At 71.9% G+C, this 26,098-nt stretch carries 22 protein-coding genes and 2 pseudogenes; 9 read left to right on the top strand and 15 right to left on the bottom strand.

What is annotated here, in order from left to right; genetic code table 11:
* The first annotated feature begins 95 nt into the window (after positions 1 to 95).
* Together ACG83_RS22085 and ACG83_RS22080 are read left to right on the top strand one after the other, a co-directional pair.
* A complete protein-coding gene (locus tag ACG83_RS22085; protein WP_198955692.1) occupies positions 96 to 929 on the top strand; it encodes a sugar nucleotide-binding protein in 834 nt (277 codons plus the stop codon).
* 13 nt (positions 930 to 942) lie between these two features.
* Entirely contained in the window at positions 943 to 1,539 is a 597-nt protein-coding gene (locus ACG83_RS22080; RefSeq protein ID WP_083473451.1) for a DUF1772 domain-containing protein, read from the top strand.
* Positions 1,540 to 1,602: 63 nt separating this feature from the next.
* Here ACG83_RS22080 and ACG83_RS22075 read toward each other — a convergent pair whose 3' ends face one another.
* The gene (locus ACG83_RS22075; RefSeq protein WP_054568147.1) at positions 1,603 to 2,073 is read right to left on the bottom strand and encodes a DUF1772 domain-containing protein; all 471 of its coding nucleotides are present in this window, start codon (positions 2,071 to 2,073) and stop codon (positions 1,603 to 1,605) included.
* Between the two features lie 192 nt (positions 2,074 to 2,265).
* Here ACG83_RS22075 and ACG83_RS22070 point away from each other — a divergent pair, with 192 nt between their 5' ends.
* Positions 2,266 to 3,270, top strand: a complete 1,005-nt coding sequence (locus ACG83_RS22070) for an AraC family transcriptional regulator (RefSeq protein ID WP_063793170.1) — start codon at positions 2,266 to 2,268, stop codon at positions 3,268 to 3,270.
* Positions 3,271 to 3,417: 147 nt separating this feature from the next.
* On the top strand, positions 3,418 to 4,701 hold the full coding sequence (locus ACG83_RS22065; protein ID WP_054568146.1) for a mechanosensitive ion channel family protein: 1,284 nt from the start codon (positions 3,418 to 3,420) through the stop codon (positions 4,699 to 4,701).
* A 36-nt stretch (positions 4,702 to 4,737) separates the two neighbouring features.
* Here ACG83_RS22065 and ACG83_RS22060 read toward each other — a convergent pair whose 3' ends face one another.
* From ACG83_RS22060 to ACG83_RS22025, 8 genes are all read right to left on the bottom strand, one after another.
* Entirely contained in the window at positions 4,738 to 5,091 is a 354-nt protein-coding gene (locus tag ACG83_RS22060; RefSeq protein ID WP_054568145.1) for a hypothetical protein, read from the bottom strand.
* A 37-nt stretch (positions 5,092 to 5,128) separates the two neighbouring features.
* Positions 5,129 to 5,662 carry a hypothetical protein gene (locus ACG83_RS22055; protein ID WP_235498088.1) on the bottom strand — a complete coding sequence of 178 codons (534 nt, stop codon included), beginning with the start codon at positions 5,660 to 5,662 and terminating at the stop codon, positions 5,129 to 5,131.
* A gap of 125 nt (positions 5,663 to 5,787) precedes the next feature.
* Complete coding sequence (locus ACG83_RS22050; protein ID WP_054568143.1) at positions 5,788 to 9,579, bottom strand: ATP-binding cassette domain-containing protein; 3,792 nt, start codon at positions 9,577 to 9,579, stop codon at positions 5,788 to 5,790.
* 52 nt (positions 9,580 to 9,631) lie between these two features.
* Entirely contained in the window at positions 9,632 to 11,242 is a 1,611-nt protein-coding gene (locus ACG83_RS47760) for a phosphotransferase (protein ID WP_054568142.1), read from the bottom strand.
* Complete coding sequence (locus ACG83_RS22040; protein WP_054568141.1) at positions 11,239 to 12,153, bottom strand: hypothetical protein; 915 nt, start codon at positions 12,151 to 12,153, stop codon at positions 11,239 to 11,241. Before ACG83_RS22040 ends, ACG83_RS47760 begins: the two co-directional genes overlap by 4 nt.
* Before the next feature lie 10 nt (positions 12,154 to 12,163).
* Positions 12,164 to 13,045 carry a vWA domain-containing protein gene (locus tag ACG83_RS22035; protein ID WP_054568140.1) on the bottom strand — a complete coding sequence of 294 codons (882 nt, stop codon included), beginning with the start codon at positions 13,043 to 13,045 and terminating at the stop codon, positions 12,164 to 12,166.
* 37 nt (positions 13,046 to 13,082) lie between these two features.
* On the bottom strand, positions 13,083 to 13,856 hold the full coding sequence (locus ACG83_RS22030; RefSeq protein WP_054568139.1) for a hypothetical protein: 774 nt from the start codon (positions 13,854 to 13,856) through the stop codon (positions 13,083 to 13,085).
* A 52-nt stretch (positions 13,857 to 13,908) separates the two neighbouring features.
* Positions 13,909 to 14,682: a hypothetical protein gene (locus ACG83_RS22025; RefSeq protein ID WP_054568138.1), complete on the bottom strand. Its 774-nt coding sequence runs from the start codon at positions 14,680 to 14,682 to the stop codon at positions 13,909 to 13,911.
* 52 nt (positions 14,683 to 14,734) lie between these two features.
* Between ACG83_RS22025 and ACG83_RS48030 the strand changes: the two are divergent.
* Positions 14,735 to 15,121, top strand: a pseudogene (locus tag ACG83_RS48030) (response regulator transcription factor); the annotation flags it as partial.
* A 2-nt stretch (positions 15,122 to 15,123) separates the two neighbouring features.
* On the opposite strand, the gene ACG83_RS42660 reads toward ACG83_RS48030, so the two are convergent.
* From ACG83_RS42660 to ACG83_RS22010, 3 genes are all read right to left on the bottom strand, one after another.
* On the bottom strand, positions 15,124 to 15,867 hold the full coding sequence (locus ACG83_RS42660) for a response regulator transcription factor (protein ID WP_054568137.1): 744 nt from the start codon (positions 15,865 to 15,867) through the stop codon (positions 15,124 to 15,126).
* Positions 15,868 to 15,974: 107 nt separating this feature from the next.
* On the bottom strand, positions 15,975 to 17,657 hold the full coding sequence (locus ACG83_RS22015) for a sensor histidine kinase (protein ID WP_054568136.1): 1,683 nt from the start codon (positions 17,655 to 17,657) through the stop codon (positions 15,975 to 15,977).
* 539 nt (positions 17,658 to 18,196) lie between these two features.
* A complete protein-coding gene (locus ACG83_RS22010; RefSeq protein WP_054568554.1) occupies positions 18,197 to 19,153 on the bottom strand; it encodes a GlxA family transcriptional regulator in 957 nt (318 codons plus the stop codon).
* A 70-nt stretch (positions 19,154 to 19,223) separates the two neighbouring features.
* Here ACG83_RS22010 and ACG83_RS22005 point away from each other — a divergent pair, with 70 nt between their 5' ends.
* A complete protein-coding gene (locus ACG83_RS22005; RefSeq protein ID WP_083473450.1) occupies positions 19,224 to 20,273 on the top strand; it encodes an NADP-dependent oxidoreductase in 1,050 nt (349 codons plus the stop codon).
* Between the two features lie 180 nt (positions 20,274 to 20,453).
* Positions 20,454 to 20,879 (top strand): PPOX class F420-dependent oxidoreductase, encoded by a 426-nt coding sequence (locus ACG83_RS22000; RefSeq protein ID WP_054568552.1) that lies wholly within the window; start codon positions 20,454 to 20,456, stop codon positions 20,877 to 20,879.
* Positions 20,880 to 20,917: 38 nt separating this feature from the next.
* Here ACG83_RS22000 and ACG83_RS21995 read toward each other — a convergent pair whose 3' ends face one another.
* Positions 20,918 to 21,577, bottom strand: a complete 660-nt coding sequence (locus ACG83_RS21995; protein ID WP_054568135.1) for a dihydrofolate reductase family protein — start codon at positions 21,575 to 21,577, stop codon at positions 20,918 to 20,920.
* Positions 21,578 to 21,762: 185 nt separating this feature from the next.
* Between ACG83_RS21995 and ACG83_RS21990 the strand changes: the two genes are divergently transcribed.
* Entirely contained in the window at positions 21,763 to 22,617 is an 855-nt protein-coding gene (locus tag ACG83_RS21990; RefSeq protein WP_054568134.1) for a glycosyltransferase, read from the top strand.
* 73 nt (positions 22,618 to 22,690) lie between these two features.
* On the opposite strand, the gene ACG83_RS21985 is transcribed toward ACG83_RS21990, so the two are convergent.
* Entirely contained in the window at positions 22,691 to 23,632 is a 942-nt protein-coding gene (locus ACG83_RS21985; RefSeq protein ID WP_083473449.1) for a hypothetical protein, read from the bottom strand.
* Positions 23,633 to 23,872: 240 nt separating this feature from the next.
* Here ACG83_RS21985 and ACG83_RS48025 point away from each other — a divergent pair.
* Positions 23,873 to 24,394 (top strand): annotated as a pseudogene (locus ACG83_RS48025) (alkaline phosphatase family protein); the annotation flags it as partial.
* Positions 24,395 to 24,595: 201 nt separating this feature from the next.
* On the opposite strand, the gene ACG83_RS21975 reads toward ACG83_RS48025, so the two are convergent.
* Positions 24,596 to 26,044, bottom strand: coding sequence for an SDR family oxidoreductase (locus ACG83_RS21975; protein ID WP_054568132.1), 1,449 nt, complete (start codon positions 26,042 to 26,044; stop codon positions 24,596 to 24,598).
* Between the last annotated feature and the right edge of the window lie 54 nt (positions 26,045 to 26,098).

Raw genomic sequence — 26,098 nt, 5'->3', positions numbered from 1 at the left:
CGGTCCGCCGGCCTGCCCTGGACGGGCGGACATGTGGTTGAGCCGTTCGGCTATGGTCCGTCCCGGCACCGCGGACTTGACTGAACGTCGTGACCATTCACACGCAGAGCAACCCCGCCAAGCCCGTCCTCGTGACCGTCGCCTCGGGGAAGACCGGCCGCCGGGTCGCCGCGCGGCTGACCGCCGCCGGCGAGCCGGTGCGTGCGGTCTCCCGCAGCACGCCGATCCGGTTCGACTGGGAGGACCAGAGCACCTGGCACCCCGCGCTGCAGGGGGCCCGCGCGGCCTACCTCTGCTTCGTCCCCGACCTGGGGTTCCGCGGCGCCGCCGAGACCGTCGGCGCGTTCGCCAGGCTCGCGGTGAACCTTGGAGTGAACCGGCTGGTCCTGCTCTCGGGGCGCGGGGAGGAAGGTGCGCTGGCCGGTGAGCAGGCCGTGCGGGCGTCCGGAGCCGAGGTGACCGTCATCCGGGCGTCCTGGTTCAACCAGAACTTCCACGAGGACTTCCTGCTGGACTCGGTGCGGGCCGGTGAGATCGCGCTGCCGGCGGGCGACGCCGCGGAGCCCTTCGTCGACGCCGACGACATCGCCGAGGTGGCCGTCGCCGCGCTGACCGGCGACGGCCACGCCGGCGAGGTGTACGAGGTGACCGGGCCGCGGCTGCTCACCTTCCACGATGTCGCCAAGGAGCTCGGCCAGGCGCTGGGCCGGGAGATCCGGTACGTGCCGCAGACCAGCGAGCAGTACGCCGCGGTGCTGACGGAGTACGGCCTGCCGCTCGACCTGCTCGAACTGTTCGCCAGGATCCTCGACGGACGCAACGCGAGCCTGACCGACGGCGTGCGCCGCGTGCTGGGCCGGGAGCCCCGGGACTTCGCTGACTACGCCCGGAACACGGCGGCGTCCGGAGCCTGGGACCGGTCGCTCTGAGGGGGGAACGCCGATGTCCGTCGCACCCGGCCATTCCTTTCCGCCTCCTTCTCCGGCGCCGCTGTCGCCTGCTCCGGTGCCGCCCGGGATATCAGGGCGCGGCCGCACGGCCGGCGCCGCGCTCGGGGTGTCCGCCGTTCTGACGGGGCTGATGGCCGGCCTGTTCTGGGGCTTCGACATCTCGGTGATGCCGGGGCTCGCGGCCTCGGACGACCACACCTTCGTGACGGCGATGCAGAACATCAACACGGCCATCGAGAACCCCGCCTTCGGCCTGGTCCTCGCCGGGGCGTTGCTGGCCCCCGCCGCCGCGGCGGTGCTGCAGTTCCGGCTCCGCCGGCGTGCGGTCGTGACGTGGACCGTGGCGGCACTCGCCTGCTACTGCCTGACGCTGCTGCTGACCATGGCCGTCGAGGTGCCGCTGAACGAGGAGCTTGCCGCCGCCGGCGATCCGGGCACCATCAGGGATCTCGCCGCCGTGCGGGGCGACTTCGAGAGCACCTGGGTCGCCGTCAACATCCTGCGCACGCTGACCTGCACCGCGGCCCTGGCCTTCCTCACCCGGGCCCTGGTGCTGCACGGCCGGGGCGGGCCGTCGCCGCCGGACTGACCCACCTGGCGCCGGCCGGTGCGAGCCGGATCGGGTTTGTGCCCCTGACCTGGTCAGACGTGGTCAGGCCGCGGTGAGCAGGGCGGCGCAGAGGCAGCCGAACGCGAACACACAGGCAAGGGTCCGGAGGTGGTGCCAGCGGACCCAGGAGCGTTCGAAGCCCGCGCGGAGATCTTGGACGTCCTCGTCCTCGGCCGGCCCCGTCCGATCGAGCCTGTTGTTCAGCGGGATGTTGGCCCGGAAGGTGATGGCCAGGGTGACCAGATAGCCGGCGAAGCCGGCCGCGACCCACGGAAGAACGTCGTCGTGGCCGGCATACCGCCAGGTCGCGACGCCGGTACTGGCCAGGGCGCCGAGGAGGACCAGGGCAAAGACGCCGTTCTGGATGGCGGCGTTGACAGCCCGCATGACGTCGACGAATGCCCGGTCATCAACCCGGGCCAGCGCGGGCATCACCGCCGTCGAGAATCCGAGAAAGATCCCGGACATCAATCCGGTGGTCACCACGGCCGCAATCAGTGCCGCTTCGGACATTTTTCCCCCTGCCAGGGCGGCGCCGCGCCCTGTTCTCTCGTCCGCCGGTCATCTGTTTGCCCGGTCTGCCGGCCTGCCGGTCTGCCCGCGATTCTGTTCGCCGTCCCTTTCCGTCCACGCTATTGATCTCGGTCCCCGTGGAGCAATGCGTGGACGGCTCGAATTCATACGAAAGCATCTACGATCGCAGGTGTGGACGCACTCGCCGAGCTGCTGGACCAGCCCAGGGCCCGCGGGGCGTTCGTGCTCCGGTCGATCCTGAGCCCGCCGTGGTCGCTGCGGATCGAGGACCGGGCGCCGTTGACCCTGGTTGCACTGATCCGTGGCCACGCCTGGCTCCTGCCCGACGACGGTGCGCCGGTGCGGCTGGAGCCGGGTGACGCGGCGATCCTGCGCGGCCCCGACTGCTACACGATGGCCGACGAGCCGGGGCGGGACGTGCGGGTCGTCATCCATCCCGGCCAGCGCTGCAGCACACCGCAGGGCGACGACCTGGCCGACGCGATGCGGCTGGGCGTGCGGACCTGGGGCGAGGCCGGCCCGAACGCGACGGTCATGCTCAGCGGGACATACCAGCTGGACGGTGATGTGCACCGCCGCCTGCTCAGGCTGCTGCCACCGGTGCTGACCCGCACCACCACACCCGCCGACGCACCCTTCGTCGAACTGCTCGGGCGGGAGGTCGCCCGGGATGAGCCGGGGCAGGAGCTCATCCTCGACCGGCTGCTCGACCTGTTGCTGGTGAGCGTGTTGCGCCACTGGCTTTCCAGCGCCGACGCGCCGGACGTCGGCTGGTACCGGGCCCAGCATGATCCGGTGGTCGGGCCGGCGATCCGCCTGCTGCACGCCGAACCGGCGTTTCCGTGGACGGTCGCCGCCCTGGCCGCCAGGGTCGGGGTGTCGCGGGCGGCACTGGCCCGCAGGTTCAACGCGCTGGTCGGCGAGGGGCCGATGACCTATCTGACGAACTGGCGGCTCGACGTGGCCGCCGACCTGTTGCGCACGACCGATGCGACGGTGGCCGCGGTGGCCCGGCAGGTCGGGTACGGCAGTGCGTTCGCGCTGAGCGCCGCGTTCAAGCGGGTTCGCGGGGTCAGCCCCCAGGAACACCGGCGGGCGGACCGTCCGGCGCAATCCCCGGGCGTGGGCGTGGGCGTGGGCGTGGACGTGCCGGGTGCGGATTCGCTGGTGGTCTGAGGTCTCCCGGCCGGGTGTGCGGGGGTCGCCCGGGCGGTGCGGGCGTTCGCCGCAACCGGGCGTTCGCCACAACCGGGCGTTACCCGGGCGGAGGCGGGCATACCGGGGCGTGGCCTGGAAAAGCCCGCATCGCAAGGAGTATTGCCTGTGATCCATGGATCCGCGCCTGCGTTCGCCGACCTCGACACTCTGGACTCCGGCCTGGCCGTGCTGGTGATCATGGTTGGGGCTGGCGTCGTCGGCTACCTGGCAGCCCTGCTACTGCACCAGGGCCTGCGCCGGATCGGCCGGCACTCGCAGATCGTCCACGACCTCGCCGAACGCGGACGCCGGCCCACCCGCTTCGCGTTCGTCCTCATCGCCCTGCTCACGGCCGCGAACGCGGCGGCGGAGCAGCCGTGGACGCCGCCGACGGTGCGTGTGCTCGGCCTCGCCCTGATCGCCGCCGTGGCCTGGATCATCGGCGTGCTCGCCTTCGTCGTCGAGGATCTGGCGCTGGCCCGCTACCGGATGGACATCGCCGACAACCGCCATGCCCGCCGGATCCGGACCCAGGTGACCCTGCTGCGGCGGATCACCGTGCTGGTCATCGCGGTCATCGCGACCGCGTCGATGTTGATGACGTTCCCCAGCGTCCGCGTCGCCGGGGCGAGCATCGTGGCCTCCGCCGGCGTCGTCGGCATCATCGCCGGCCTGGCGGCGCAGACCTCGCTCGCGAACGTCTTCGCCGGCCTGCAGCTCGCGTTCACCGACGCGATCCGGGTCGACGACGTGGTCGTCGTCGAGGACGAGTGGGGGCGCATCGAGGAGATCACGCTCACCTATGTGGTCGTGCACATCTGGGATGACCGCCGGATGATTCTCCCGTCGACCTATTTCACGACGAACCCGTTCCAGAACTGGACCCGCAAGGAATCCGCCGTCCTCGGCGCGGTCGAGTTCGATCTGGACTGGTCGGTGCCCGTCACCGACATGCGGGCCGAGATGCACCGCATCGTGGAGAACACCGAGCTGTGGGACGGTCGGGTCAGCGTCCTGCAGGTCACCGACGCGGTCGGCGACCAGGTGCGGATCCGGGTTCTGGTCAGCGGAAAGGACGGGCCGACGACCTTCGACCTGCGCTGCCACGTTCGCGAGGCGCTGGTGGGCTGGCTGCGCCGCAACCATGTGCCGGCACTGCCGCGCACCAGGGTCGAGATCGACCGCACCCCGTCCCCGGACCGGGTGAAGCTGGAGAAGGAGCAGCCCGAGCTGCTCGCCGACGCCCGCCTGTTCACCGGCAGCGCCGAGGCCGAGGAACGTTCGCGCGCCTTCAGCGAAACCGGCGAGCATCCCGTCGACGCCTCCACCGCCCCGGTCACCTCGGATTCGGGGCCCGGCGAGGGCCGCCGAGCCGCGGACCCGGTGTCGGCAGGCATGACGGAGCGCTGAACCCGAGGCCGGTGGTTCTGCGCCTCAGTCCGTGCTTCAGTCCGTGGCTTTGGGGTGGCCTGTTCCGGCGTGGATCACCCAGACCGTGCGGCTCGCGTCGTCGACGAGATACCAGATTCGTCCGCCGGTGGTCACCTCGTACTGCCAGCGTTCGAGCGGCTGGCCCTTGAAGACCGCGGTGCCGAGGGATCCTTTCAGGCGGTGCTGGCGGTCCGGCGCGTCCCGGGAGCGCGGCCTGGACCTGATGGCGTCGAAGGCCCTGCGCAGGTTGTTCGGCGCCTGCCCGGCGAGCTGCTCCCAGCCCTCGGCGGCATTGTTGGATGCGAAACGGATGTCGTACTCACCCCCGCTGGGCGGTGGGGCGGCGCGCTCTCCTCGCTTCGGGCTCATCCAGCCTTTTTCAGCAACGCTTCGGCGTTTCCCGGTGTCAGCCCCCACGTGCTCCGGAGGCGCCGGTCGAACCGGTCGGGCCGGACGCACCGGACGCACCGGATGTACCGGACGGGCGTGGGGCGGGCCCGAGGTCGCCGTCGGGCTCGCGGGTCAACATCGTATACAGGTCCGGGTCGGCGTGGATCTCGGCGCTGTGCCGCCACTGACCCAGCAGGGCGGCGATGGGAGCCAGCGTGTTCAGCGCCATCGCGCCGCGTGCTGTCTCGATCAGCTCGGTGAAGAAGGTGTCGACGTCCTCGGGCGGCAGGAAGATCGTCCAGGGCAGCGCGTCGGGCAGCGCCTGCCGCAGCGCGGCGGTGTTCCCGGTGCGGATCAGGCCGGCGAGCATGCTGGTCGCGAAGTCCACCACGACGGAGTCCCGCTCCATCTGGTCGACGCGCATCAGGGCGAGATCCGTCGCGCCGCGGCGGCGCAACCGCAGGGCCCGCACCTCGTCCAGCCGCCTGGCGGTCGCCGCCGGGTGGTGGAGCAGCTCGCTGAACGGGACTTCCTCGTAGGCCACGCTCACGACATCCACACTAGCTTGGATGTCGTCGGTGCTCCATGGCGCCCACGGCCCGTTGGTGGCTCCGCCGTCACGCGTCCGAACATGCCGCCGCGGGTTCGGCGAACGGCTCGGCCGGCAGAGTGGGCTCATCGCCGCCCGAGTCGCCGCCCGAGTCGCCGCCGTGGTGCCGATCCCCGGCGCCGCGGCGGTGCCGACCCGCGGCGCAGCACGGGCCAGATCGTCGCCGCGACGGCGGCGGTGAGCAGCAGGAGGGCGGCGAGGTCGAGTGCCCAGGTACCGGCGTCGGACGTCCACAGCGCGTCGATATCAGGGTCGGACGGGGTCTGCCGGTAGCCGGTCGTCGCCGCGAGCATCGCGAAGCCCCACCGGGCCGGCATGAGGTAGGCGAGCTGTTCCAGCGGCGGCCGATGGTCCAACGGGATGATCAGTCCGCACAGCAGCAGCTGCAGCAGCAGCACGACCACCAGGATCGGCATGCCCCGGTCGGCGTTACCGATCACCGCGGAGACCAGCAGGCCCTGCGCCATCGCCGCCAGCGCGACCGCGACCATGGCGATGACGACCTCGGTCAGGCCACCGCCGAGTGCCGGTGGGGCGTCCGGCAGCGGCTTGCCGGCCAGGCCGGCCACGGCGAGGATCACCGCCTGCAGGCCGCTGATCGCGCCGAGCACGGCCAGTTTCGACCAGAGATAGGCACCGCGGGAGAGCCCGATCGCCTGTTCCCGGTTGAAGACCGACCGTTCCTTGACCAGCTCGCGGAACGCGCCGGCGAACCCGGTGAACGCGCAGCCGAGGATGAGCACGAGCATCAGCGGCGAGATGTCGCTTTCACGGTCGGCGCCGGTCTGCCGATGGTGCCAGGACAGCCCGTGCCCGCCCGGCAGCAGCTGGGCGAACAGGCTCAGGACCAACGGCAGTGCCAGCAGGAACACCGCGTAGGCCCGATCGGCCGCGATCACCGCCAGATAGCGGCGAGCAAGCACGGCGAACTGGCGCACGGCCGGCTGCTGGCGCGGCGGCGCATCCGGCGCGACCCGGGCCGGGCTGGCCGGGCCGGCGGGGCCGCCTGGCTGCGGCGCCGCGGAAGGCGCCGTGCCGCGCGGTGCGCCGTACTTCGCGTACTGGGGCGAGGCCTGGAAACGGGCCGTCCAGTCGACGTCCCGCGAGCGGTCGAGCAGCAGGAACATGTCGGCGAAGTCCTGCTGACCGAAGTATTCGAGCGCCTCGTCGGGCGGGCCGAAATAGGCCAGCCGGCCGCCCGAGGCGAGCACCAGCAGCCGGTCGCACAGGTCGAGCTGCGCCGGCGAATGGGTGACGACGACCACCGTGCGGCCGTCGTCGGCCAGCGTGCGCAGGGTCTGCATGACGGACTTGTCCATGCCGGGATCCAGCCCGGACGTCGGCTCGTCGAGGAAGAGCAGCGACGGGCGGGTGAGCAGCTCCAGCGCCACGCTGGTGCGCTTGCGCTGCCCGCCGGAGAGCGTGCTGATCCGCTGCTCGGCATGGTCGGTCAGCCCCAGCTCGTCGATCACCTCGTCGACGCGCGCGCGGCGCTCCGCGGAACCTGTGTCCGCGGGGAACCGCAGTTCGGCCGCGTACCGCAGGGCCCGGCGGACGGTCAGCTGCGGGTGCAGGATGTCGTCCTGCGGGACGAGCCCGATGCGCTGGCGCAGCTCGTCATAGGAGGCGTAGAGATCACGGCCGGCGTAGCGGACCTCGCCGGAGTCGGCGGGCCGCTGCCCGGTCAGCGCACCGAGCAGTGTCGACTTTCCGGCGCCGCTCGGCCCGACCACCGCCAGCAGGCTGCGCTGCGGCAGCGCGAAACCGACATCGTCGAGCAGCCGCCGCCCGGAGCGGGTGACGGTCAGCCCGTCAGCCTCGAACGAGATGTCGCCTTCGTCGACGTACTCGACAAGCGTGCCGTTCTGCAGGTGCAGCAGGGCGTGGCCGATGCCGACGATGTCCCCGGCGGCGAGCGGGGCCTGCTGCCCGATCCGGCGACCGTTGACGAAGGTCCCGTTCCAGCTGCCGAGGTCGACGATCTTCCATTCGGTGCCGGTTCGGCGCAGTTCCGCATGCCGGCGTGACACCAGCGGGTCGCCGAGCACCACGTCGCATTCGGGCGCGCGGCCGATGACGACGGAAGCGGTGGTCATCGGATGCAGCGCCGTGGCTCGGTGCTCCCACCACTGCCCTCCAGCCACCGAACCGGCGGACGGACTCCCGGACGACCGGCCGCCGCCAGGTCGGGAACTCGGGGTGGGGCGGGCGGCACCCGGCCCGATGGTCGTCGTCGCCTGGCCGCCGCCTGCCTGGCTGCTGCCCGGTCGAGCGGCTGGCGTCTGCTGGCCGCCGCCTGGCAGAGCGGTGACGGTGGGCTGGCCGGCACCGAGCCGGGCGGTGGGCGGGGGCTGGGCCGCTCGGTAGCGCCCGGCTCCGAACACCGCGGCGGCGGCGGATCCGGTCGGCGGCCCGGGAACGCCGGGCGCCGCGGTGGGCGAAGCCGAAGCCTGCGCGGATTCCGGTGGCGCTGCGGACGGCGGTGGGGTTGTGGATGGCGGTGGCGCTGCGGACGGCGGTGGGGTTGTGGACGGCGGTGGGGTTGTGGACGGCGGTGGCGCCGCGATGGGCGGTGGGGTTGTGGACGGCGGTGCCGGTGCTTGCACGGGGGTGGGCGGGGCGCTCGCCGCCTGCCACCACTTGCCGGCGGGCGCGGGGGATGACGCCGGTGCCGGCGGTGATGGTTGTGCCGCTGCCGCCGGCGCCGCTGGCTGGGACGGCGGCCGCATCGGTTGTGTTGACGGCTGGGCCGCCTGCTGTGGCTGCTGTGACGGTGGCTGCTGTGACGGTGCTTGCTGTGGTGGTGGCTGCTGTGGCTGCGGCGGGCTGGGCTGCGATACGGGCGATGCCGCCGCGGGAGCGCCGGGGGTCTGCGCCCACCACTTGGCCCGCGGCGCGGGGCTGGCAGGCGGCGGGTTCGAAGCCGCTGGCGCCGCCGGGGTTCCGGCCGCGCTCGGGGTACCTGATCTGCTGGGGGCGTTTGGACTGCTCGGAGCCCTTGGACTGCTTGGACTGCTCGGGGTGCTCGGGGCGGCGCCGATGATGGCGGCCTGGGCCGCCGCCGCGAAGGCGGCAGTGGACGGATACCGCTCCGCAGGATCCTTCGCCATGCCGCGCGCGATGACGGCGTCGAGTGCCGCCGGAGCGTCCGGCCGCACCGCGGACAGGATCGGCGGCGGCTCCTCCAGATGTGCTCGTACCACCGCCAGCCGTTCGGCGGAGGCGAACGGCCGGCGCCTGGTGAGGCACTGGAACAGCAGGCAGGCCAGGGAGTAGACGTCCACCCGGTGGTCGACGGGCCCGGTGCCGAAGCGCTCGGGTGCCATGTAGTCGATCGAGCCGATCGCGGCCCCGACCGTCGTGAGGTCGGTGCCGTGGACCGAACGGGCGATGCCGAAGTCGACGAGGTAGACGAAGTCGGTCGGCCGCCCCCGGCCCGCGCAGAGCACATTGGACGGCTTCACGTCGCGGTGGATCAGGCCGTCGGCGTGTGCGGCGTCCAGCGCGGCGGCGATCTGCTCGATGACGTTGCCGGCCGTCCGCAGGTCGAGCGGACCGGCCCGCAGCACCGTGCCCAGGTCGGCGCCCTCGACGAGACGCATGTCGATGTACAGCTGGCCGTCGATCTCGCCGTAACGGTGGATCGGGATCACATGCGGCTCACGCAGCTGGGCCACCGTCGCGGATTCCCGGCGAAACCGCTCGATGTAGTGCGGATCTTCGGCCAGGCTCGGGAGCAGGAGCTTGAGTGCCACCAGACGTTGCTGGGCGGTGTCGTACGCCCGGTAGACCTCGCCCATACCGCCGCGGCCCAGTCGGGCCTCGATGCGGTAGGGGCCGAACATCCGCTCTGTCATACCGCCTTCTCCGGTGGTCGCCGTGCGAGGTCTCGCCCGTGCTCGGACGTCGCTATCGCGGGTTCCCGGGCTGCTTACGGCGGCGTCGTCGCCACCGTGCCCAGAGGACGCCGACGAGGACCGCCGGCAGGAGAGCAATCAGTGCGCTGACGTTCGCGATCGCCGGCCGCGCGTCCTCACCCTGGACGATCGCGAGGGTGATCGCGATGGTGGCGGCCAGCCAGGTAAGCACCGCCACGGCAACGGCGCTCAGGTTGCGCCGCACCCGCCCGCGGCCAGCCGCCGCAGCCGGCGCCGGGTTTGTCGGCATCGGGTGCGCGGGCGTCGGCCGCACCGGTGTGGAAGGAGCTGGTGCCGAGCCCCGGCCCGGTCCGGCCGCGGCCGCTCCCTCGGAGCCGGATGACTGCTGCCACCAGGCGGTTGCCTCCGCCGGCCGGGTACCTGTCTGCGTACCCCGGCGGCGGCGCTGCCCCGTCGATGTCCTCGCCGGTCCGGACGGCTTGGCAGCTGGTCCGGATGGCTTGGCACTCGGCCCGGTTGGTCTGGTAGCTGGCCCGGTTGGCTTGGTGGCTGACCGGGACGCGTTGGCGGCTGGCCTGGACGGTCTGGCGGTGGGCCTGGACGGTGTGGGCACCGGCCCGGCCGGCGGTGTCGCCGGGTCGGGTGTGGAGCTGGTCGCGGTCGCCGCGGGCTCGGCCGGCGCGGTGGGTACGACGCGGCTGCTGGTGCGCGTCCACCAGGGCACCGAGCCCGTGATCAGATCCTCGAGGTCGCCGGTTGCCGTCCAGCCTGCCGCGCAGCAGGATCGCAGCCTGGCCGCGAGCTGGTCGATCTGCGGGTCGCGCAGCTCGGCCAGCCAGGACCAGGCCTCGGTCTGGTGCGGCGGCTGGAAGTCGCGGCGGCCCAGGAGCAGGTTCTCGCCGTCGTTGAACCGCTCCCACTGGTCCGGTTCCTGGGCGAGCGCCAGCAGCGACAGGTAGATCACAAGACCGGGGAACGTGTCCATCCACGGCCCCCACGGCCGGTTCTCGGGCTGGTAGTTGCGGTGCCCGCCTTCCGTGGGCGGCGGCGAGCCCGTGAACGGGGCGATCCACGAGCTGTCGAAGTCGACGAGGCGCAGCCGCCCGGCGGTGTCGACGAGCACGTTGCCGTGCTGCAGGTCGCCGTGCGCGAACTGGGCGGCCTGGAGCCGGCGCAGCAGATCCCGCCACGAGTCGGCCAGCGTCCGCAGCGCCGCGCGGTCGTCGGCCTCGACGAGCTCCTCCACATGCCGGTCGAGGGTGTGGCCGTCCACCCAGTCCATCTGGACCATCGGCCAGCGGCGCCCGTTCACCAGGATCGCGTCGTCCACCCACCGGCAGGCGGCGACGTCCGGGCCGAGGCCGCGTTCGGTGAACCAGTCGTCGATCGCGGTGTAACGCTGCTGGGTGGACGCGTCCTCGCGGGTGAAGAACCGCAGCGCGTGCGTGGCGCCGCCGATCGTCGCGCGGAACACGACCGCGGTGCTGCCCGACGCCGGAACGGGAATGCCCAGCAGCGGATGGACGTCGAAACGGGCCCCGGTCAGCTCGGGATGGTCGAACACGAGGTCCGGCCGCTGAACCGCGCGGATGTAGTCCTCCGCCGACGGGTGGCGGACAGCCGGCTGGCGAGCGCTGGTCACAGGCACACCACCAGCGCGTCGGGCTCGGCCGCCACGAGCTGCACCCGCAGCAGGGTGACGTCGTCGTTGCGCATCCGTCCCGCGGCGCGTTGGTCGGCGACGATCGCGGCGAAGGTCGCGTCGTGGTCGATACCGGTGAGGTCGGCCCACAGCCCGTCCCGTTTCCGGCCGGTGCCCCGGCCGCCGGTGGCGTGCCTGCCGGTGCCGTGTGCGCCGGTGCTGTGTGTGCCGGTGCTGTGTGTGCCGGTGCTGTGTGTGCCGCTGCCGTGTCGGCTGGTGCTGCCCGCGCCCGTCTCGGTCAGCAGCCAGTGGGCCAGTGCGTCCGTGGCGATGAACAGGACGTCGCCGACCCGGAGCTCGCCGTGGGCGAGGGCCAGGCCGCGCAGCATCGGGCCGAGCGCCTCCGGACGGGTACTGACCCCGTCGGGGGACAGGCCGAACCCGTCGACGTCGAGGTGAGGGAAGTGGGTCAGCAGCCGGCCGCCCCGGATGTGGAACAGCACCGTGTCACCGAGCGCCGCCGCCTCCCAGCGGGCCTGTGGTCCGTCCAGGCCGGTGAGACGGCAGCCGAGGAACGTCGCGAACGACCCCTCGCTGCGGAACTTGTGCTCCTCGATCACCGTCGCGAACCGGGCCGGTGACTCGGCCACCCACAGCTGTTGGACGTACTCGAACCAGGCCCGCAGGCCCTCGGAGGTGAGGTCCGGTCCGGCGCCGGCGACGAACGAGGTGACCAGGTGGTCCACCCAGCGGATCGCGTCGTAGGCCTCGGTGGCGCCGTCCGCGACCGCGTAGCGGGGCGCGACGCCGACCGCCGGATCGCCGTCGTGGCAGGCCGCGGCGTCCTCCCATTCCTGGGGTGTGCTCCCCAGCTTCTCCAGCGCGAAGCAGACCGAGCGGGCGACGATCATCGGTGCGCCCTCACCGGTCCCGCAGGTCGGCGACCCGGGTGCCGATCTCCAGGAACCACACGAGCGTCGCGAGGCCCGCGTTGAACACGAACCCGCGGGCACCGTCGGTGATCTCCATCCGGGCACCGCGGGCGTTCGCGACCATCGACGCCGGCAGCGTGCTCGAGATCGCGAACAGCTCGGGGCCCGGCTCGGGCAGCCCGGCCGCGGAGACCGGGAACAGCACCTCGGGCGCGAGCGCCGGCGACAGGAAGATGTTGAACAGCAGCGCGGGGCCGTCGTGGGTCTCGATCGAGGTGAGCCGGGAGGCCCAGTCAGTCAGGCCGACGCCGTCGAACGGGCTGTCGGTGACCATCCCGTCGGTGATGTTGATGATGATCGGCGGGAAGGAGTCGGGATGGCTCGCCGCCCACTCGAAGACGTGCTCGCCGGCGCTGGCGATCGCCTGGCACATCGGGGTGCGGTAGCCGTGGACGGGCTCGACCCAGACCGGCAGCCGTGAGCCCGCGACCGGGTCCACCGTCGCCACGGCGCCGGGCCCGGATGGCGGCGGCGTCGACTCGATCCGCAGCGGGTTCTCGAAGACGTGCGAGATCGGGACGATCGGCTGACCGTCCACCGGGCCGATCAGCGCGGGCTCGACGCCCTCACCGCCCGTCACCGGGCAGGCGCCGTAGCCGAAGACGCCGACGTCGAAGTAGTGCCGGGCCCGGCCGCCCACCTCCTTCGCCGACTTCACGCACAGATCGAGGAGGATCTTGTTCACCGCGCGGGCGGCGCCCTCGGCGAGGGTTCCCCCACTGGACTGCCACGGCTGTTTCATCGAGTCGGACCGGTCCAGCAGGAACACGATGCAACCCGGGTTGGCACGGGAGAAGGTCTGCTCGTACATGCTCGCTCTGTCCGTTCTCGTCAGCGCGGTCCGGGATTCATGGGTTTCCGTTCCGACGGCGGCTCGTCACGACGGTCACCGGCCAGGCGGTCCCGGGCTGCCAGGACCAGCTGTGCCCGTCGACCCGGCAGCGGAAGGCGAACCCGGTAGCGGCGTACCGGGCGTCGACACGGAACGCGCCGCAGCGCGGGCACTGGACGACCCTGGCCGCCTCGCGCAGCTCGGCGATCTCACGGGGAGCCGGTCGGACCGGTTCGGTACCCGGGGTGGTCCTGTTCCCGGCGGGTTCCCGGGCGCCGCTCGCGGGCCCGCCCGGTGGCGTTGCGGTCTGGGTCCACCACTGGCCGCTGCGGGTCGTCTCGGTACCGGGACGCTCGACCGGCAGCAGGACGGCCTGGGCCTGGGCCGGTGTCTGGGCCTGGGCCGGCGCCTCACGTTTCCCGCCGCCACGCGGTGGCGCCCACTGGTCGTCGGCTGTGGGCTGTTGCCGGTCGGTGGGATGGGATCGGTCCGCGGGATGCGGTCGATGTGCGCCCGCGCTCCCGGTGCGCCCGGGCGCCTGGTCGGGATGTGGCCGACGGGGCCCTTCGCCCAGCCGTGCATCCCGCGCCCCGGCCGGTCGTCGCGCCGACCCGGGCGGCAGGACCAGCAGCGCCGACGTCAGCACACCCACGGCGAAGGAGCCGGCCACCACCATGGCGGTGGTGGTTCCCGGGCGGTCGCGGAACAGCAGCCCCCAACCGGCCAGCGACGCGCCGCCGGCGGCGACCAGGAGCAGGACGAGGGAGTTCCGCGTCGCCTTCGCGGTCACCAGGCCACCACCTTTCCCATGGGGCCTGATGGGGCTGATGAGGCGGCCGGCGTCATGACGGCTCCACCGAGAACGTCACGTCGGCGACCGGATTGGTGATCGCCTGGCACTGCTCGCCGCCGGGTGCCGCGGCGCCGGCGAACCGCCAGCCGTCCACCAGCCTCAGGCAGACCCGCGCGTCAGGCGGCAGCTGCTTCGGGATGAACGACCCGGACTGATCGAGCGCGCCATCCTCCGAATAGCCGTCCTGTGCGTAGCGAATCGTGACGGAGCTGTCGGAGGGGACCTTGGTGCCACCCCCCGTGACCCGCGCGATCACCCGTGCCGGTTCGATCTTCAGCTCGATGGGTCGGGTGCCCGGGACCTGCTCCTGCCGGCACGCGGACGCGGGCTTCGTCCCGGCCAGCCGCACCGGGGCGTCTGCCGACATGACGCAGACCTCGCGTCTGCCGGCGGTGATCTCGGATGACCACTGTCCCTGGTCGTCGGCCCGTTCGTCGGCCAGTACGACCGCGCCTTCACGGATCTGCACGGCCAGGTGACTGAGCCGGAGCCCGGCGCGCGCCTCCGTCACCGTTACCACCGCGGTCACGGGCACCTTCCCCGGCGCGGTGGTCACGGGCTTGGCGGCGGCCCTGGTGGTGGGCGAGGCCACGGGCGCGGTGGCCGTCGGTGGGGCCGTCGGCGGACCCGGTGGATCGTCACCGGCCGAGGCGTGCGGTGCCACCACGAGGCTCGCCAGGGCGACACAGCCGATCGCCAGCGCCGCCGCGTATACGGGCGCCAGGGCCGGGTGCCGCCACAGCGGCGGGCGTGGCGGCGTCACCCGCGGGTGAACGGGTCGGCGGTGCCGGTGCGCAAGGCCTTCACGGAAACGAGTGTCCGGCGGGCCGGAAACCGGCACATCTGTGCCACCACTGGCTTCTTTGACCGGTACAGCCCAGTGCTGGCACGGAGTTCCGGGCGCGTGCGGCGGTGCTAACGTCCGAGCCGTGGACCGGGTGGCGGTGGGGCGTGTCTTCATCGTCGACGACAGCGCACCGTTCCGGGCGGTGGCCCGCGCGTTGCTGGAAAGCGGTGGCTACGAGGTCGTCGGCGACGCCGCGACAGGGGCCGAGGCGTTGGCCGCGGCACCCGCGGCGAGCCCCGACGTCGTGCTGCTCGACGTCGCCCTGCCCGACCTGGACGGTTTCGCCGTCTGCCGCGAGCTGCGGGACACCGTTCCCGGTGCCACGGTTGTGTTCTGCTCGGTACGCGACGCCGAGCACTACGGAGACGCGGTCGACCAGTCGTCCGCCGCCGGCTTCCTCCCCAAGTCGACGCTGTCCGCGGAGGCGCTCGCGCTCGTCGTGGCGCGGGCGCGGGCGCGCGGGGCCGAACGCAGATAGGCGAGCACGGCCAGGACGCGGCGGTTGTGCTCCGCCTCGTCAGGCAGTGAGAGCCGCAGGAACACGTTGCGTACGTGTGTCTCCACGGTCCGCGTCGTGAGCTGGAGCTCGGTGGCGATCGCGCCGTTCGACCGGCCCTGCGCCATCAGCGCGAGGACCTCCCGCTCCCGCGTGCTGAGCGCGGCCAGCTCGCCGCGCCGCGCCCCGCCCCGCTGGCCGGCGAGCAGCGGGACCACCTCCGGGTCGAACGCGCAGCCGTCGGAGGCCACCCGGCGGATCGCGCTGAGGAAATCGGGCCCGGTGACCCGGTCCTTGAGCAGGTAGCCGACGCCGCGGGCGGACTGCCCGACCAACTCGTCGAGATGCGTGACCTCAAGATGCTGGGACAGCAGCAGCACTCCCGTCCCGGGGTGCCGCCGACGCAGCCTGACGGCCGCGCGCAGGCCCTCCAGATGGTGGCCGGGCGGCATCCTGATGTCGACGACCGCGAGGTCGGGGCGGTGTCGTTCGACCGCGTCGAGCAGTCCGTCCGCGTCCGCGGCCTGGCCGACGATCACGCATCCGTCGCGTTCCAGCAGATCGGCGAGAGCCGTCCGGAACAGCTCCGCGTCGTCGGCGAGCACGACCCGAGGCCCCGACGAGGAAGATCGTCCGGGCTGGTTCGTGGCGGGCTGGCCCGTCGCAGGACGGTGAGCGGGAGCAGGCTGGTCAGCTGGGGTGATGGCTGGGGTCAAGGCATCTCCAGGGGCAGGTTGGCGTGGACGGATGTGCCGTCGCCGGGGGAGCTCCGCACGACCAGCCGGCCCTCGATCGCGGCGACCCGGTCGCGCAGCCCGAGCAGTCCGGTCCCACCGGCCAGGTCCGCGCCGCCGACGCCGTCATCGGCGACGGTGACGACCAGCCGGTTCGCGGACACCCGCACACCGACGTGGATCCGAGTGGCGTGGGCGTGCTTCGTGGCGTTCGTGACCGCCTCGGCCGCCACGAAATAGGCGGTCGCGGCCACCTGGTCCGGCAGCGGAGGAAGCGCCGGACCGTCGATGACGTCGACCGGGTACGCGGACCGGGCCGCGAGCGCCCGCAGTGCGGGCATCAGGCCCGCCTCGGTGAGCACCGCCGGGTGGATGCCGCGGGCCAGTTCCCGAAGCTCCGACACCGAGGCCTCCAGCCCGTCGGCGGCCCGCCGCAGCAGGACCCCCAGCTCCGGATCGGACGGATCGGGGCCGAGCCGGTCCCGTGCCAGCCGCAGGATCAGCGCGGTCGTGACCAGCTGCTGCTGGGCTCCGTCATGCAGGTCGCGTTCGATCCTGCGGCGCTGCTCGTCGGCCGCCGTGACGATGCGGGCCCGGGAGGCCCGAGCCTCCGCGAGCTGTGCACGCACCTCCGCGGCGAGCCGCTGGTTGTCCAGCTCCAGCGCGGCGGCCGCGATGGTGGCTTCCAGGACGTGCCGGTCGGCGCGCAGCGCCGGATCATGCAGCAGTACGGCGACCACCCGCGGACCGCGCAGGACCGGTGTGACCGCGTCCTGCGGCCGGGGGATGACCGGGCGCCCCGCGGCGTCCACATAGAGATCGGAGGCGCCGGGGTCGTCTGTGTCGTCCGGGTGGGGGTAGGCGATCCGCAGTGTCGGATCGCCGAGCGCGTGGGCCAGCAGGTCGCGCAGCTCCGCCGGATCCGCCCGCGGCAGCCGGAGCAGGAGGCCACCCACGACGGTGCGGCCGAGCCGGACCCGTAACGCACCGGCGAGGAAGGCCAGCGGCAGACCCAACGTCGCCAGGTGGGCGATCTCGTTGACCAGCTCGGCGCTCTCACCGGGCAGCCCCGGCTGTGACAGCGACGCGGCGACTCCCGTGATCCCGACGCCGTACACCGGTGCCAGCACGCGGCGGGCCGGTGGCGTCGCGACGAACCACCGGCGAATCAGCAGCCCGCCCACGGCGACGGCGAAGCCGACCTGTGTGCCATTGATCAGATTCTCCTGCAGCCGGGTCAGGTCGGCGACCAGCACCAGGTTCGGTGTAATCGAGTTGTAGAACGGGACGCCGAGCGGCACGAGGAGCAACACCGTCGCGTAAACGGCACCGGTCACCGCCCGCTCGGACCGCCCATGCAGACGTCCGTCGGGAAAGGCGAGCAGCAGGTGCACCAGGCTCGCCGAGGCCACCGTCCGGCAGAACAACCCGATGGTGTGCGGGACAGGATTGTTCGAGACCTGCAGGTCCTCGGCGAACCAGGCGATACCGACCATCACCATCAGCAGGCCGAGCCGGCCGGGCCGGCGCAGGTGCGCGATGGACCCGGTGAGCAGATAAAGGCCGCCGACGACACCGGAGAAGAAGGTGGTGGTCGTGTCCGGGTCCCGGCCGCCGTCGGACACCCAGAGCGCGGTGGCGCCGAAGACCGCTCCCACCACCGCCAGTGCCGGTACCCCAACCCCGCCACCATCACGCCGGCTTTTGTCGGGATCTCGGCCCCCGTTCCCCACCCCTGAGCCTTCCCCCGACTCACCGGACCGATCAGGACGCCAATCATTATTCGCGAGACGGTGACTCCGAACAAGGGGGCCGCTCACTCCGGTCGCACATCGCGGAGCTCGGTAATGGAGACTCGCCCGGCCCCATCATACGGAAAGCTGTGCCGTTCACCTCACCGCGGCCTGGTTCAGCGAGCCTTCTCCATCTCACGGTCCACGGGCAGGGAAGCCGCGGACCGAGCCGACGATGGAAAAGGCTCGGTCTGCATCGGGTATCCGGGCGACCGTGGATTCTTCCCCGTCCGGGTGTCGGTGAGCGTGATTCCCGGTGTTTCCGGCCGGTCGACGGGAAAGGTTCAGAACGAGGAGAACTTCGGCCGCCCTGCATACGCGGCGACCCTCGATCTGATGGCCGGGCGACGATCACAGCCCCCGCACCCGGCGAGACGGGTGGGCCGCTGTTCACACGGCGGTGGACGTCAGACGCGGAAGGTTCTGCGGTAGGCGTTCGGTGACACCGCGATCGCCTCCCGCAGATGCTGGCGCAGGGAGGTGGCGGTGCCGAAGCCCGCGCGCTCCGCGATGCGGTCGACCGGCAGGTCGGTGTTCTCCAGGAGCTGCCTGGCAAGGTCGATCCGCTGCCCGGTGAGCCACTGCCCCGGGCTCTGCCCGACCTCGGCACGGAAGCGGCGGGTGAACGTCCGCCGGCTCATCCCCGCGTGCGCGGCGAGCTCGTCGAGCCCCAGTGCCTGGTCGAGCCGATCGAGGGCCCAGCCGCGGGTCGGCGCCGTCCCGTTGTCCGCGGTGTGTGGGACGGGGCGTTCGATGTACTGGGCCTGGCCGCCGTCCCGCCAGGGCGGAACCACGCTGTTGCGGGCCACCCGGTTGGCGACGCCGCTGCCGTGGTCGCGGCGGACGATGTGGAGACAGAGGTCGACTGCCGCGGCCGCACCGGCGGAGGTGAGGATGCGTCCCGTGTCGACGAAGAGGACGCCCGGGTCGACGTCGATGGCTGGGTAGCAGCGCCGGAGGTGCTCCGCATGCCGCCAGTGGGTGGTGGCCCGCAGACCGTCCAGCAGGCCGCCGGCGGCGAGGACGTACGACGCCAGGCAGAGCGAGACCAGCCGGGCGTCGGGGCGCACCTGGCCGAGCGCGTTCGCCAGATCGGCAGGCAGGAGATCGCGGCCGGTGATCCTGGTCATCTCCTCGGCAGGAGGGATGACGACGGTGTCGGCGGTTGCCAGCGCCGCCGCGCCGCCTGCGACGGTGACGGAGAAATCGGCGGCCGTCCTCACCGGGCCGCCGCTCACCGTGCAGGTGGTCACCCGGTACAGCGGCCGGCCGGCGTCGTCGCAGGCATTGCCGAAGATCTTGGACGGCGTGCTGAGCTCGAACGGCATCACACCGTCCGTCGCGAGGACGGCAACCTGATGCATGGCCCGATCCTTGCACAAGTCGGCCTTCGGGCCACTTTCTGGCGCTCGGGGCCGGCGGCAACGTGGAGCCATGACGACAACGACGCCCCCAGCGACGCCCCTGACGATGCCCCCGACGATGCCCCCGACGACGTCCACGTTGCCGGCGACGCCGACCGCGACGTCCACGTCCACGTCCACGGCGATGATGCGTGCGATCAGCCAGGACAGCCTGGGAGGACCTGAGCGGCTGCGGCTGGTCGAGGTCGAACGCCCCGTTCCAGGCCCGTCCGAGGTTCTGGTGCGGGTGCGGGCGGTGGGCCTCAACCCGACCGACTGGAAGCATCGGGCCATGCCGGGCTTCCTCGGGAAGCTTCCGCTCGTCCTCGGCTGGGACGTCTCCGGCGTGGTCGAGGCGGTCGGGCTCGGGGTGACCATCCACGAGGTGGGCGACGAGGTGTTCGGCATGCTGCCGTACCCGTACGGGCACGGTTCCTGCGCCGAGTACGTCACCGCGCCGGCCCGCGTGCTCGTCCACAAGCCGGCGGAGCTCGATCACGCTCAGGCCGGTGCGATTCCGCTGGCGGCGCTGACCGCCTACCAGGCCCTGGTGGACACCGCCGACGTGCGGGCCGGCCAGCGGGTGCTGATCCACGCCGCGGCCGGCGGAGTCGGGCATTTCGCGGTTCAGATCGCGAAGTCGCTCGGCGTGTATGTGATCGGCACTGCCAGCGCGGCCAAGCACGACCTGCTGCGCGGGCTGGGCGCCGACGAACTGATCGACTACCACCATGAGGACTTCGAGCGGGCAGCCGGCGGAGTCGACGTCGTCATCGACCCGATTGGTGGCGATTACACGACCAGGTCGCTACGGACGCTGCGCCCGGGTGGTGTCCTTGTGTCCCTCGCGCTCACCGAGACCCGGCCGATGCCGCAGGAGGCTGCCGGGCGCGGTGTCCATCACCGGCTGATGCTGGTCGAGGCCGATCAGGCGGGCATGCTCGCGGTCGCCGAGCTGGCGCGGACGCGGCGGCTCCGCCCCGTCATCGAAGCCGCCTTCCCGTGGGAGGAGGCGGCGAAGGCACATGCGGTGGGCGATGGCGGCCGGGTGACCGGCAAGCTCGTACTCACCGTCGGATGATCGGTGCACGATGGGCCGGGCGGCCCGCCACGGCCGGGATGAAGCCATCACGGCGCGGGGCGGCGGGCGGCGGTGCGGCCGGGGTGCAAGCAGCGCCCGGTGCGGCGTGGCAGCAGTCGGTGCGGCGTGGCAGCGAGCGGTGCGGCGGGAAGGAGCCAGGGTATGAGCACGGCTGAAGGCATGAACACACTGCCGCGGGAGCTGCGGGAGTTGGTCGAAACCGGCCCACTCGCGCATCTGAGCACCATCAACGCGGACGGGAGTCCGCAGGTCTCCGTCATCTGGATCGGCCTCGACGGCGACGATCTGGTCAGTGGCCACATGTCGTGGTACGCGAAGCTAAGCAACATCGAGCGGGATCCCCGGGCGGTGCTGTCCTTCGCCGCGCCCCGGGAACCCGGCGTGGTCATGAACCCGTACGCCGTGCTGCACACGCGGGCCATCGTGCAGCCCAGCGACGAAGCCTGGGGCCTGCTCGATCGCCTGACCAGAATCTACGTCGCGGCGGACGCGCGGTTCCCGGCGCCCCAAGGCCCCGGCTACATCGTCCGGTATCGCGTGCAACGCATCGGCGGGGTCGGCCCCTGGGCGGGGGCCCGCCGCTGAGCTGCCCGCAGCGGACCTCGGCCGGCCGGCTCCCGGGATCAGACGCGGCGGGTGAAGGACAGATGGGTGATGCCGCTGGGGGAGGAGACCGCCTCGATGTCGAAGCGCTCCTCGAGGCCCTCCTGGCCGTCCCACAGCCGGGTGCCCCGGCCGAGCAGGATCGGGACCACCGCGACGTGCATCGAGTCGATCAGGTTGGCGGCCAGGAAGTCACGCACGATGGTCGGGCCGCCGCCGATGCGCACGTCGAGGTCGCCGGCGGCCTCCCGGGCGAGGTCGAGTGCCTGCTTCGGTGCCGCGTCGATGAAATGGAACACGGTGCCGCCCTCCATCTCGATGGACGGCCTCGGGTGGTGCGTGAGAACGAAGACCGGGGTGTGGAACGGCGGGTTGGGCCCCCACCAGCCGCGCCATTCCCGGTCGGTGCCGAGGTCCTCCCACGGGCCGGTCTGGGGGCCGAACTTGCCGCGGCCCATGATCTCGGCACCGATACCGGGGCCGAAACGCTCGGCGTAGGCGTTGTCGACGCCGGTGCTGCCACCCGGCTGGCCGTGCGAGGCCCGGCCGAACCGGGTGGCGAACGCCCACTCGTGGAGGCGGATGCCGGCGTGGCCGAACGGTGCTTCGAAAGTCGGGCCCTCGCCGGTGGCGAACCCGTCGAGTGAGATCGCGAAGTTGTGGACACGTACCGCCGACATCGCTGCTCCTGGTGCTGGTGATCTGCAAGCGGTCGCCGCCAGGCTAGCGAGATCAGTGGAGGTTTGCATCTCCCTGGGTGGCTGGAGTCTTGCGTACCGCGACAGGTGTTGGGCGGAACGAGGCGCCCCGACGGCAATTTCTGTATTTGTTTCCCGGCACCGGTCCGTCGGTGTAGCACTGATTCGTGCAGCCTCTTACGGTCGTCATCGTTCACCGCGACCAACCGGAGCGACTCCTCGACACCATCGACGCGTTCCGCGCGCAGGACATCCCCGTCGCGATCACGATCGTCGACAACGGATCGGTGACCATCCCGCCGGTCGAGGCCGACGACGTCACGGTCGTGCTCGGCGGCGCCAACCTGGGATTCGGGCCGGCGGCGAACATCGGCTACCGCAGGTTCCTCGCCGACCCGCACGCGGGTGACTGGGTTGTGCTCGCGCCGCACGACGCACTGCCCGAACCGACCTGCCTGAGCCACATCCTCGGCGTGCTGGCCGAGCGGCCGCGGGCAGGGCTCGCCTGCGCGGACGTCGGTGACGGTGCGACCCCGGTCATCGACGCCTACCTCGGCGGGATCCTCGTGCCCGCGAGCGTCGACGCGGGCTGGGAGACGGTCGGGCATCCGCACGGCACGCTGATGTTCGCCCGGCGGGCCTGCCTCGACGAGGTGGGAATCTTCGACGAGCGCTACTTCGCGTACTGCGAGGAAGCCGACCTGGCGCTGCGGGCACGCGCCGCCGGCTGGGAATCCGGGCTGGTACGGGGCGCGATGGTCAAGAACCCGTATGTCGGCTCGCCCTCCGGGGCGATCGACTACCTGCAGCTGCGAAACACCCTGCTGATGGTGCGGGAGCACTTCGGCCGTTATCACGTCTTCATCCGGCTCTGCATCGCGTTGTTGCAGCTTGGTACGGGTGCGATCAGGCCAGCCCGTCGGGGCCCCTACTGGCACCCCGACGGGCGTGTCCGCGGCATCGTCGACTTTCTCCGCGGGCGTTTCGGCCCGCCGCCGGCGCACCTTTACACGAAACGCTGAGTGCGCCGGCCGGGCACGTGCCGCTGCCGCTGCCGCTGCCGCTGCAATGCCGCCGTACCGCTGCGGCCTCAGGTCAGGGCGCGGGGCAGACAGCCCCCGCCCAGCCCATGACGTGGCAGTAGGTCTCGCGGCTGACCTTCCAACGGCCCTCGCTGATCACGGCCTTGCCGGTCTGCAGACCGAAGGTCACCCCGCCCTGGTAGGTGATCTCGTAACGCAGCGACGCATGCCGCGGGTCGGTGAAGACGATGTCGCGGGTGGTCACCGTGGCGGTCGACGTCGCTGTGGGGAAATTCTGAATGGCCTGCTCCAGGGTGCCAGCCAGCGATGGGCCCGCCTCGACCGCGGCGAGGGAGTACGCCGGGTCCTGGCCACTCGTGAATGCCTGCGCGTAGGCCTGCTGGACCGCGCTTCGGGCCGCCGCAACGTCCCGTGGCTGGCGTCCGGCTTTGGCCGGGCAGATGGCCCCGGCCCAGCTCATGACGGTGCAGTAGGTCTCGCGGCTGACCTTCCACCGGCCGTCGCTGATCACCGCGGTGCCGTTCTGCACGCCGAAGTCGACGCCGCCCTGGTAGACGACGTGGAAACGCAGCCCGGCCGTGCGAGGCCCCTGGAGCCTGATGTCACTGACCGTCACCTGTGCGGTGCTGGTGGCCTGCGGGAAGTTCTGCATGGCCTGCTGCAGGGTGCCGGCCAGCGCCGGCCCGTCCTCGACGGCGGCGAGGGCGTACGCCGGGTCCTGGCCGCCGGTGAAGGCCTGCGTGTAGGCGGCGGTGATCGCGGCCTGCGGCCGGTGCTGTGTCGGTGCGGGCCTTGGCCCGCCGGCGGTCGCCGTCTGGGCGGGAATCTGCGCCACGATGGCGACGGCGAAAAGCGTCAGCCAGGCCAGGCACCCCCGCCGCGCCCGCTGCCTGCGCCGACCTTCCTGGCCGTTCCGATCCGGCTCCGGGCTTCGCCTGCTTCCGGCGGCGGGCTGCTGGGCCGGGCGCACCCCGGTCTGGTCGGACATCGTCATTGTCTCCTCCTCCGCGGCAAGGTTGCCGCCGATACAGGAGAGTCCGCACAGCCCGGGATGGTTTACCTGGAAAAGACAACGATTCGCGGATCAGTGCCCTCTTCCCGGAGTCGTCGACCGGGTTGCCCGTAGGTATCGCTCGGGTTGCCCGGCCGGCCATCCACTGGAACGGAGCGTGGACATTTCACGTCTTTCGTTGTGACGCGGCGCATCGACCGACAGGGTGGCGGCCGAGGGTGACTGCCCCCGGAAACCGACCCGATTCGGAGTCGCACACACGATGACCACGCGGGCCACACCTACGGTGCGATCAGCTCGCAGTTCACCGAGGCCATCGAGGCCGCCGACACCCGGCTCGGCCAGCTGATCGCCGCCGTCGAGGCCCGCCCGACCCGTGCGAGCGAGCAGTGGACCATCATCGTCAGCGCCGACCACGGCCACCTGCCGATCGGTGGCCACGGCGGCGCGACCATCGGCGAACGTTCCAGCTACGTGATCGTCGCCGGTGACGGCGTCCCCGCCAGCTACCGTTACGACGCCCAGCTCGTGGACGCGAGCGCCACCGCCCTGGCCCGGATGGGCGTCACGATCGACCCGTCCTGGGGCCTCGACGGCGTGCCGCTGGGCAGCCGTGCCTCCGACGCCTTCGATCCCCTGCGCCCGGCACTGAGCACCCGCAGCGGCGAGCTGCTCATCCCCAGCTCGGTCAAGGGCTTCACGCACAACCCGCCGGCTGGCTGGAGCGTCGACAACTCCCGCCTGCCGTCGGGCGGCGTCGAGGAGCGGAAGGGCTGGACGTTCACGACGCAGAACATCTGGTCGCGCGCCCAGGCCAGCCAGGCGCGGGAGAACGCCGTCCGCATGCGGGACGTCTTCGCCGTCGCCGACTCCGACGAGTGGGACGACTGGATCCACGGCGAGTACGGCCGGCGGGTGTGTCTCTCCCCGCCCGCCGGTCGGCTGTCAGACTCCGAGGCTGCGGCGCATCACGGCGGTCGCCGCAGCCGTTTTCGTGCGCAGGGGAAGAACCGCGCCGACGACTCGGTAGGTACGGTTGATCAGTCCGGGAACGTGGACGAGATCCCGGCCCAGGGTGGCCAGTGAACCGGCGGCGACGACCTCCGGAGTCAGCGTCCACGGTGGCAGGCGGGTGCTTCCGGAGCGTGCCTGAAAGGGCGTGGCCGTCGTTCCGGGCAGTACGGTCTGGAACAGCACACCGCTGTCACGGTTCTCGTGCCATACAGCCGTCGCATACGAGAGCAGAAACGCCTTCCCCGCCGAATAGACGGCGCTGTGCCCGATTGGTGCCAGGGCGTTCACCGAGGCGATGTGGATCACGGCACCGCGGCCGCGACCGAGCATCGAGGGCAGGACAGCTCGGGTCAGCAGCGCCGGAGCCAGCATGTTGAGGTGGACCAGATCCGTGTACGCGGCGTTGTCCGCGGCGGTGAACGGTCCCTTGATGCCGATTCCGGCGCTGTTGACCAGCACGTCCACACGCCGCCCGTCGACAAGGCCCGGCAGCTTGTCGACGAAGGAGGGATCGGCCAGGTCCAGGGGATGAGCGACCGCCCGGACGCCGTGTTCGGCGCGCAGCGCGGCGGCCACCCGGACCAGGTTCTCGGCGTCGTCGCTGGTCAGGATCAGATCCACGCCGAGGGCGGCGAGAGCTTCGGCATAGGCCCGACCGATCCCCGACGACGCGCCTGTCACCAGTGCCCACCCGCCGTCGGCCGCCTGGGCGAGAACGGCCTTGCCGGCCGCCGACATCCGCAACGGCGCCCGCACCCGCATCCGCACCGGCATCCGCCCCTCGGTCCGTGGCCCTGGTCTCCCGGCGGGCAGGCCCAGCCGCTCTCTCAGTGCCCTGCCCAGCCTGTGCCGCACTATCCGCAGAATGCCGAAATAGCGCTTTTCGAGCGTCGTCTGGTAAACCCAGCCGGTCTTCTCGACGCCGTCGACCACGACCGGACCGACGTATAACGGCCGCGGCCTGCTGTGGTGGTAGAAGTCGCGCAGCGCGGGAACCTCGGTGCCCATGATGACACTGTGTCTGCCGGCCTTTCCGCCCTGGTGCAGCACATGGGCCCAGAACAGGAGGGAACGCCAGCTCCGGCGCAGGGACGGCGCGAGCCAGGCGCAGGTGAACTCCTGGGTGTCTGTTTCGTCGATCTCCATCTCGCAGCGGGCCCGCGCTGGCTGCGGAATTCGGGTGAGAGTACGGAAGGGGGGAGTCACGTTCAGTACGAAGCCGCCGACGAGGTCGGGGCCGTCGAAGGTGGCGAAGACGCGCGCAAGGCGCAGATATTCGATTTCGACGGAATATCCAGAATATCGGGCATAGTGTGCGGTGAATTCGGCCAGTTCGGTGTCCGTGCGCAGCCGCCTCAGCCGGAACGCGTGTCGCCCCACAGTGCCATGGTAGGGAGGGCTGGCGTTTCCGCGCGGCGGCGGATACCCGCGGAA

This window comes from Frankia sp. R43, assembly GCF_001306465.1.
Lineage (GTDB): Bacteria > Actinomycetota > Actinomycetes > Frankiales > Frankiaceae > Parafrankia > Parafrankia irregularis.
Note: the sequence above shows the minus strand (reverse complement) of the source record. Positions and strands in the feature narration are given on the sequence as shown.

Coding starts and splice junctions, on each gene's coding strand:
- ACG83_RS22005 (WP_083473450.1), top strand. CDS start 19,224: ATGACGACAACGACGCCCCCAGCGACGCCCCTGACGATGCCCCCGACG.
- ACG83_RS21995 (WP_054568135.1), bottom strand. CDS start 21,577: ATGTCGGCGGTACGTGTCCACAACTTCGCGATCTCACTCGACGGGTTC.
- ACG83_RS22040 (WP_054568141.1), bottom strand. CDS start 12,153: ATGATCGTCGCCCGCTCGGTCTGCTTCGCGCTGGAGAAGCTGGGGAGC.
- ACG83_RS22050 (WP_054568143.1), bottom strand. CDS start 9,579: ATGACAGAGCGGATGTTCGGCCCCTACCGCATCGAGGCCCGACTGGGC.
- ACG83_RS22080 (WP_083473451.1), top strand. CDS start 943: ATGTCCGTCGCACCCGGCCATTCCTTTCCGCCTCCTTCTCCGGCGCCG.
- ACG83_RS22060 (WP_054568145.1), bottom strand. CDS start 5,091: ATGAGCCCGAAGCGAGGAGAGCGCGCCGCCCCACCGCCCAGCGGGGGT.
- ACG83_RS22035 (WP_054568140.1), bottom strand. CDS start 13,045: ATGTACGAGCAGACCTTCTCCCGTGCCAACCCGGGTTGCATCGTGTTC.
- ACG83_RS22000 (WP_054568552.1), top strand. CDS start 20,454: ATGAACACACTGCCGCGGGAGCTGCGGGAGTTGGTCGAAACCGGCCCA.
- ACG83_RS21985 (WP_083473449.1), bottom strand. CDS start 23,632: ATGACGATGTCCGACCAGACCGGGGTGCGCCCGGCCCAGCAGCCCGCC.
- ACG83_RS22010 (WP_054568554.1), bottom strand. CDS start 19,153: ATGCATCAGGTTGCCGTCCTCGCGACGGACGGTGTGATGCCGTTCGAG.
- ACG83_RS22075 (WP_054568147.1), bottom strand. CDS start 2,073: ATGTCCGAAGCGGCACTGATTGCGGCCGTGGTGACCACCGGATTGATG.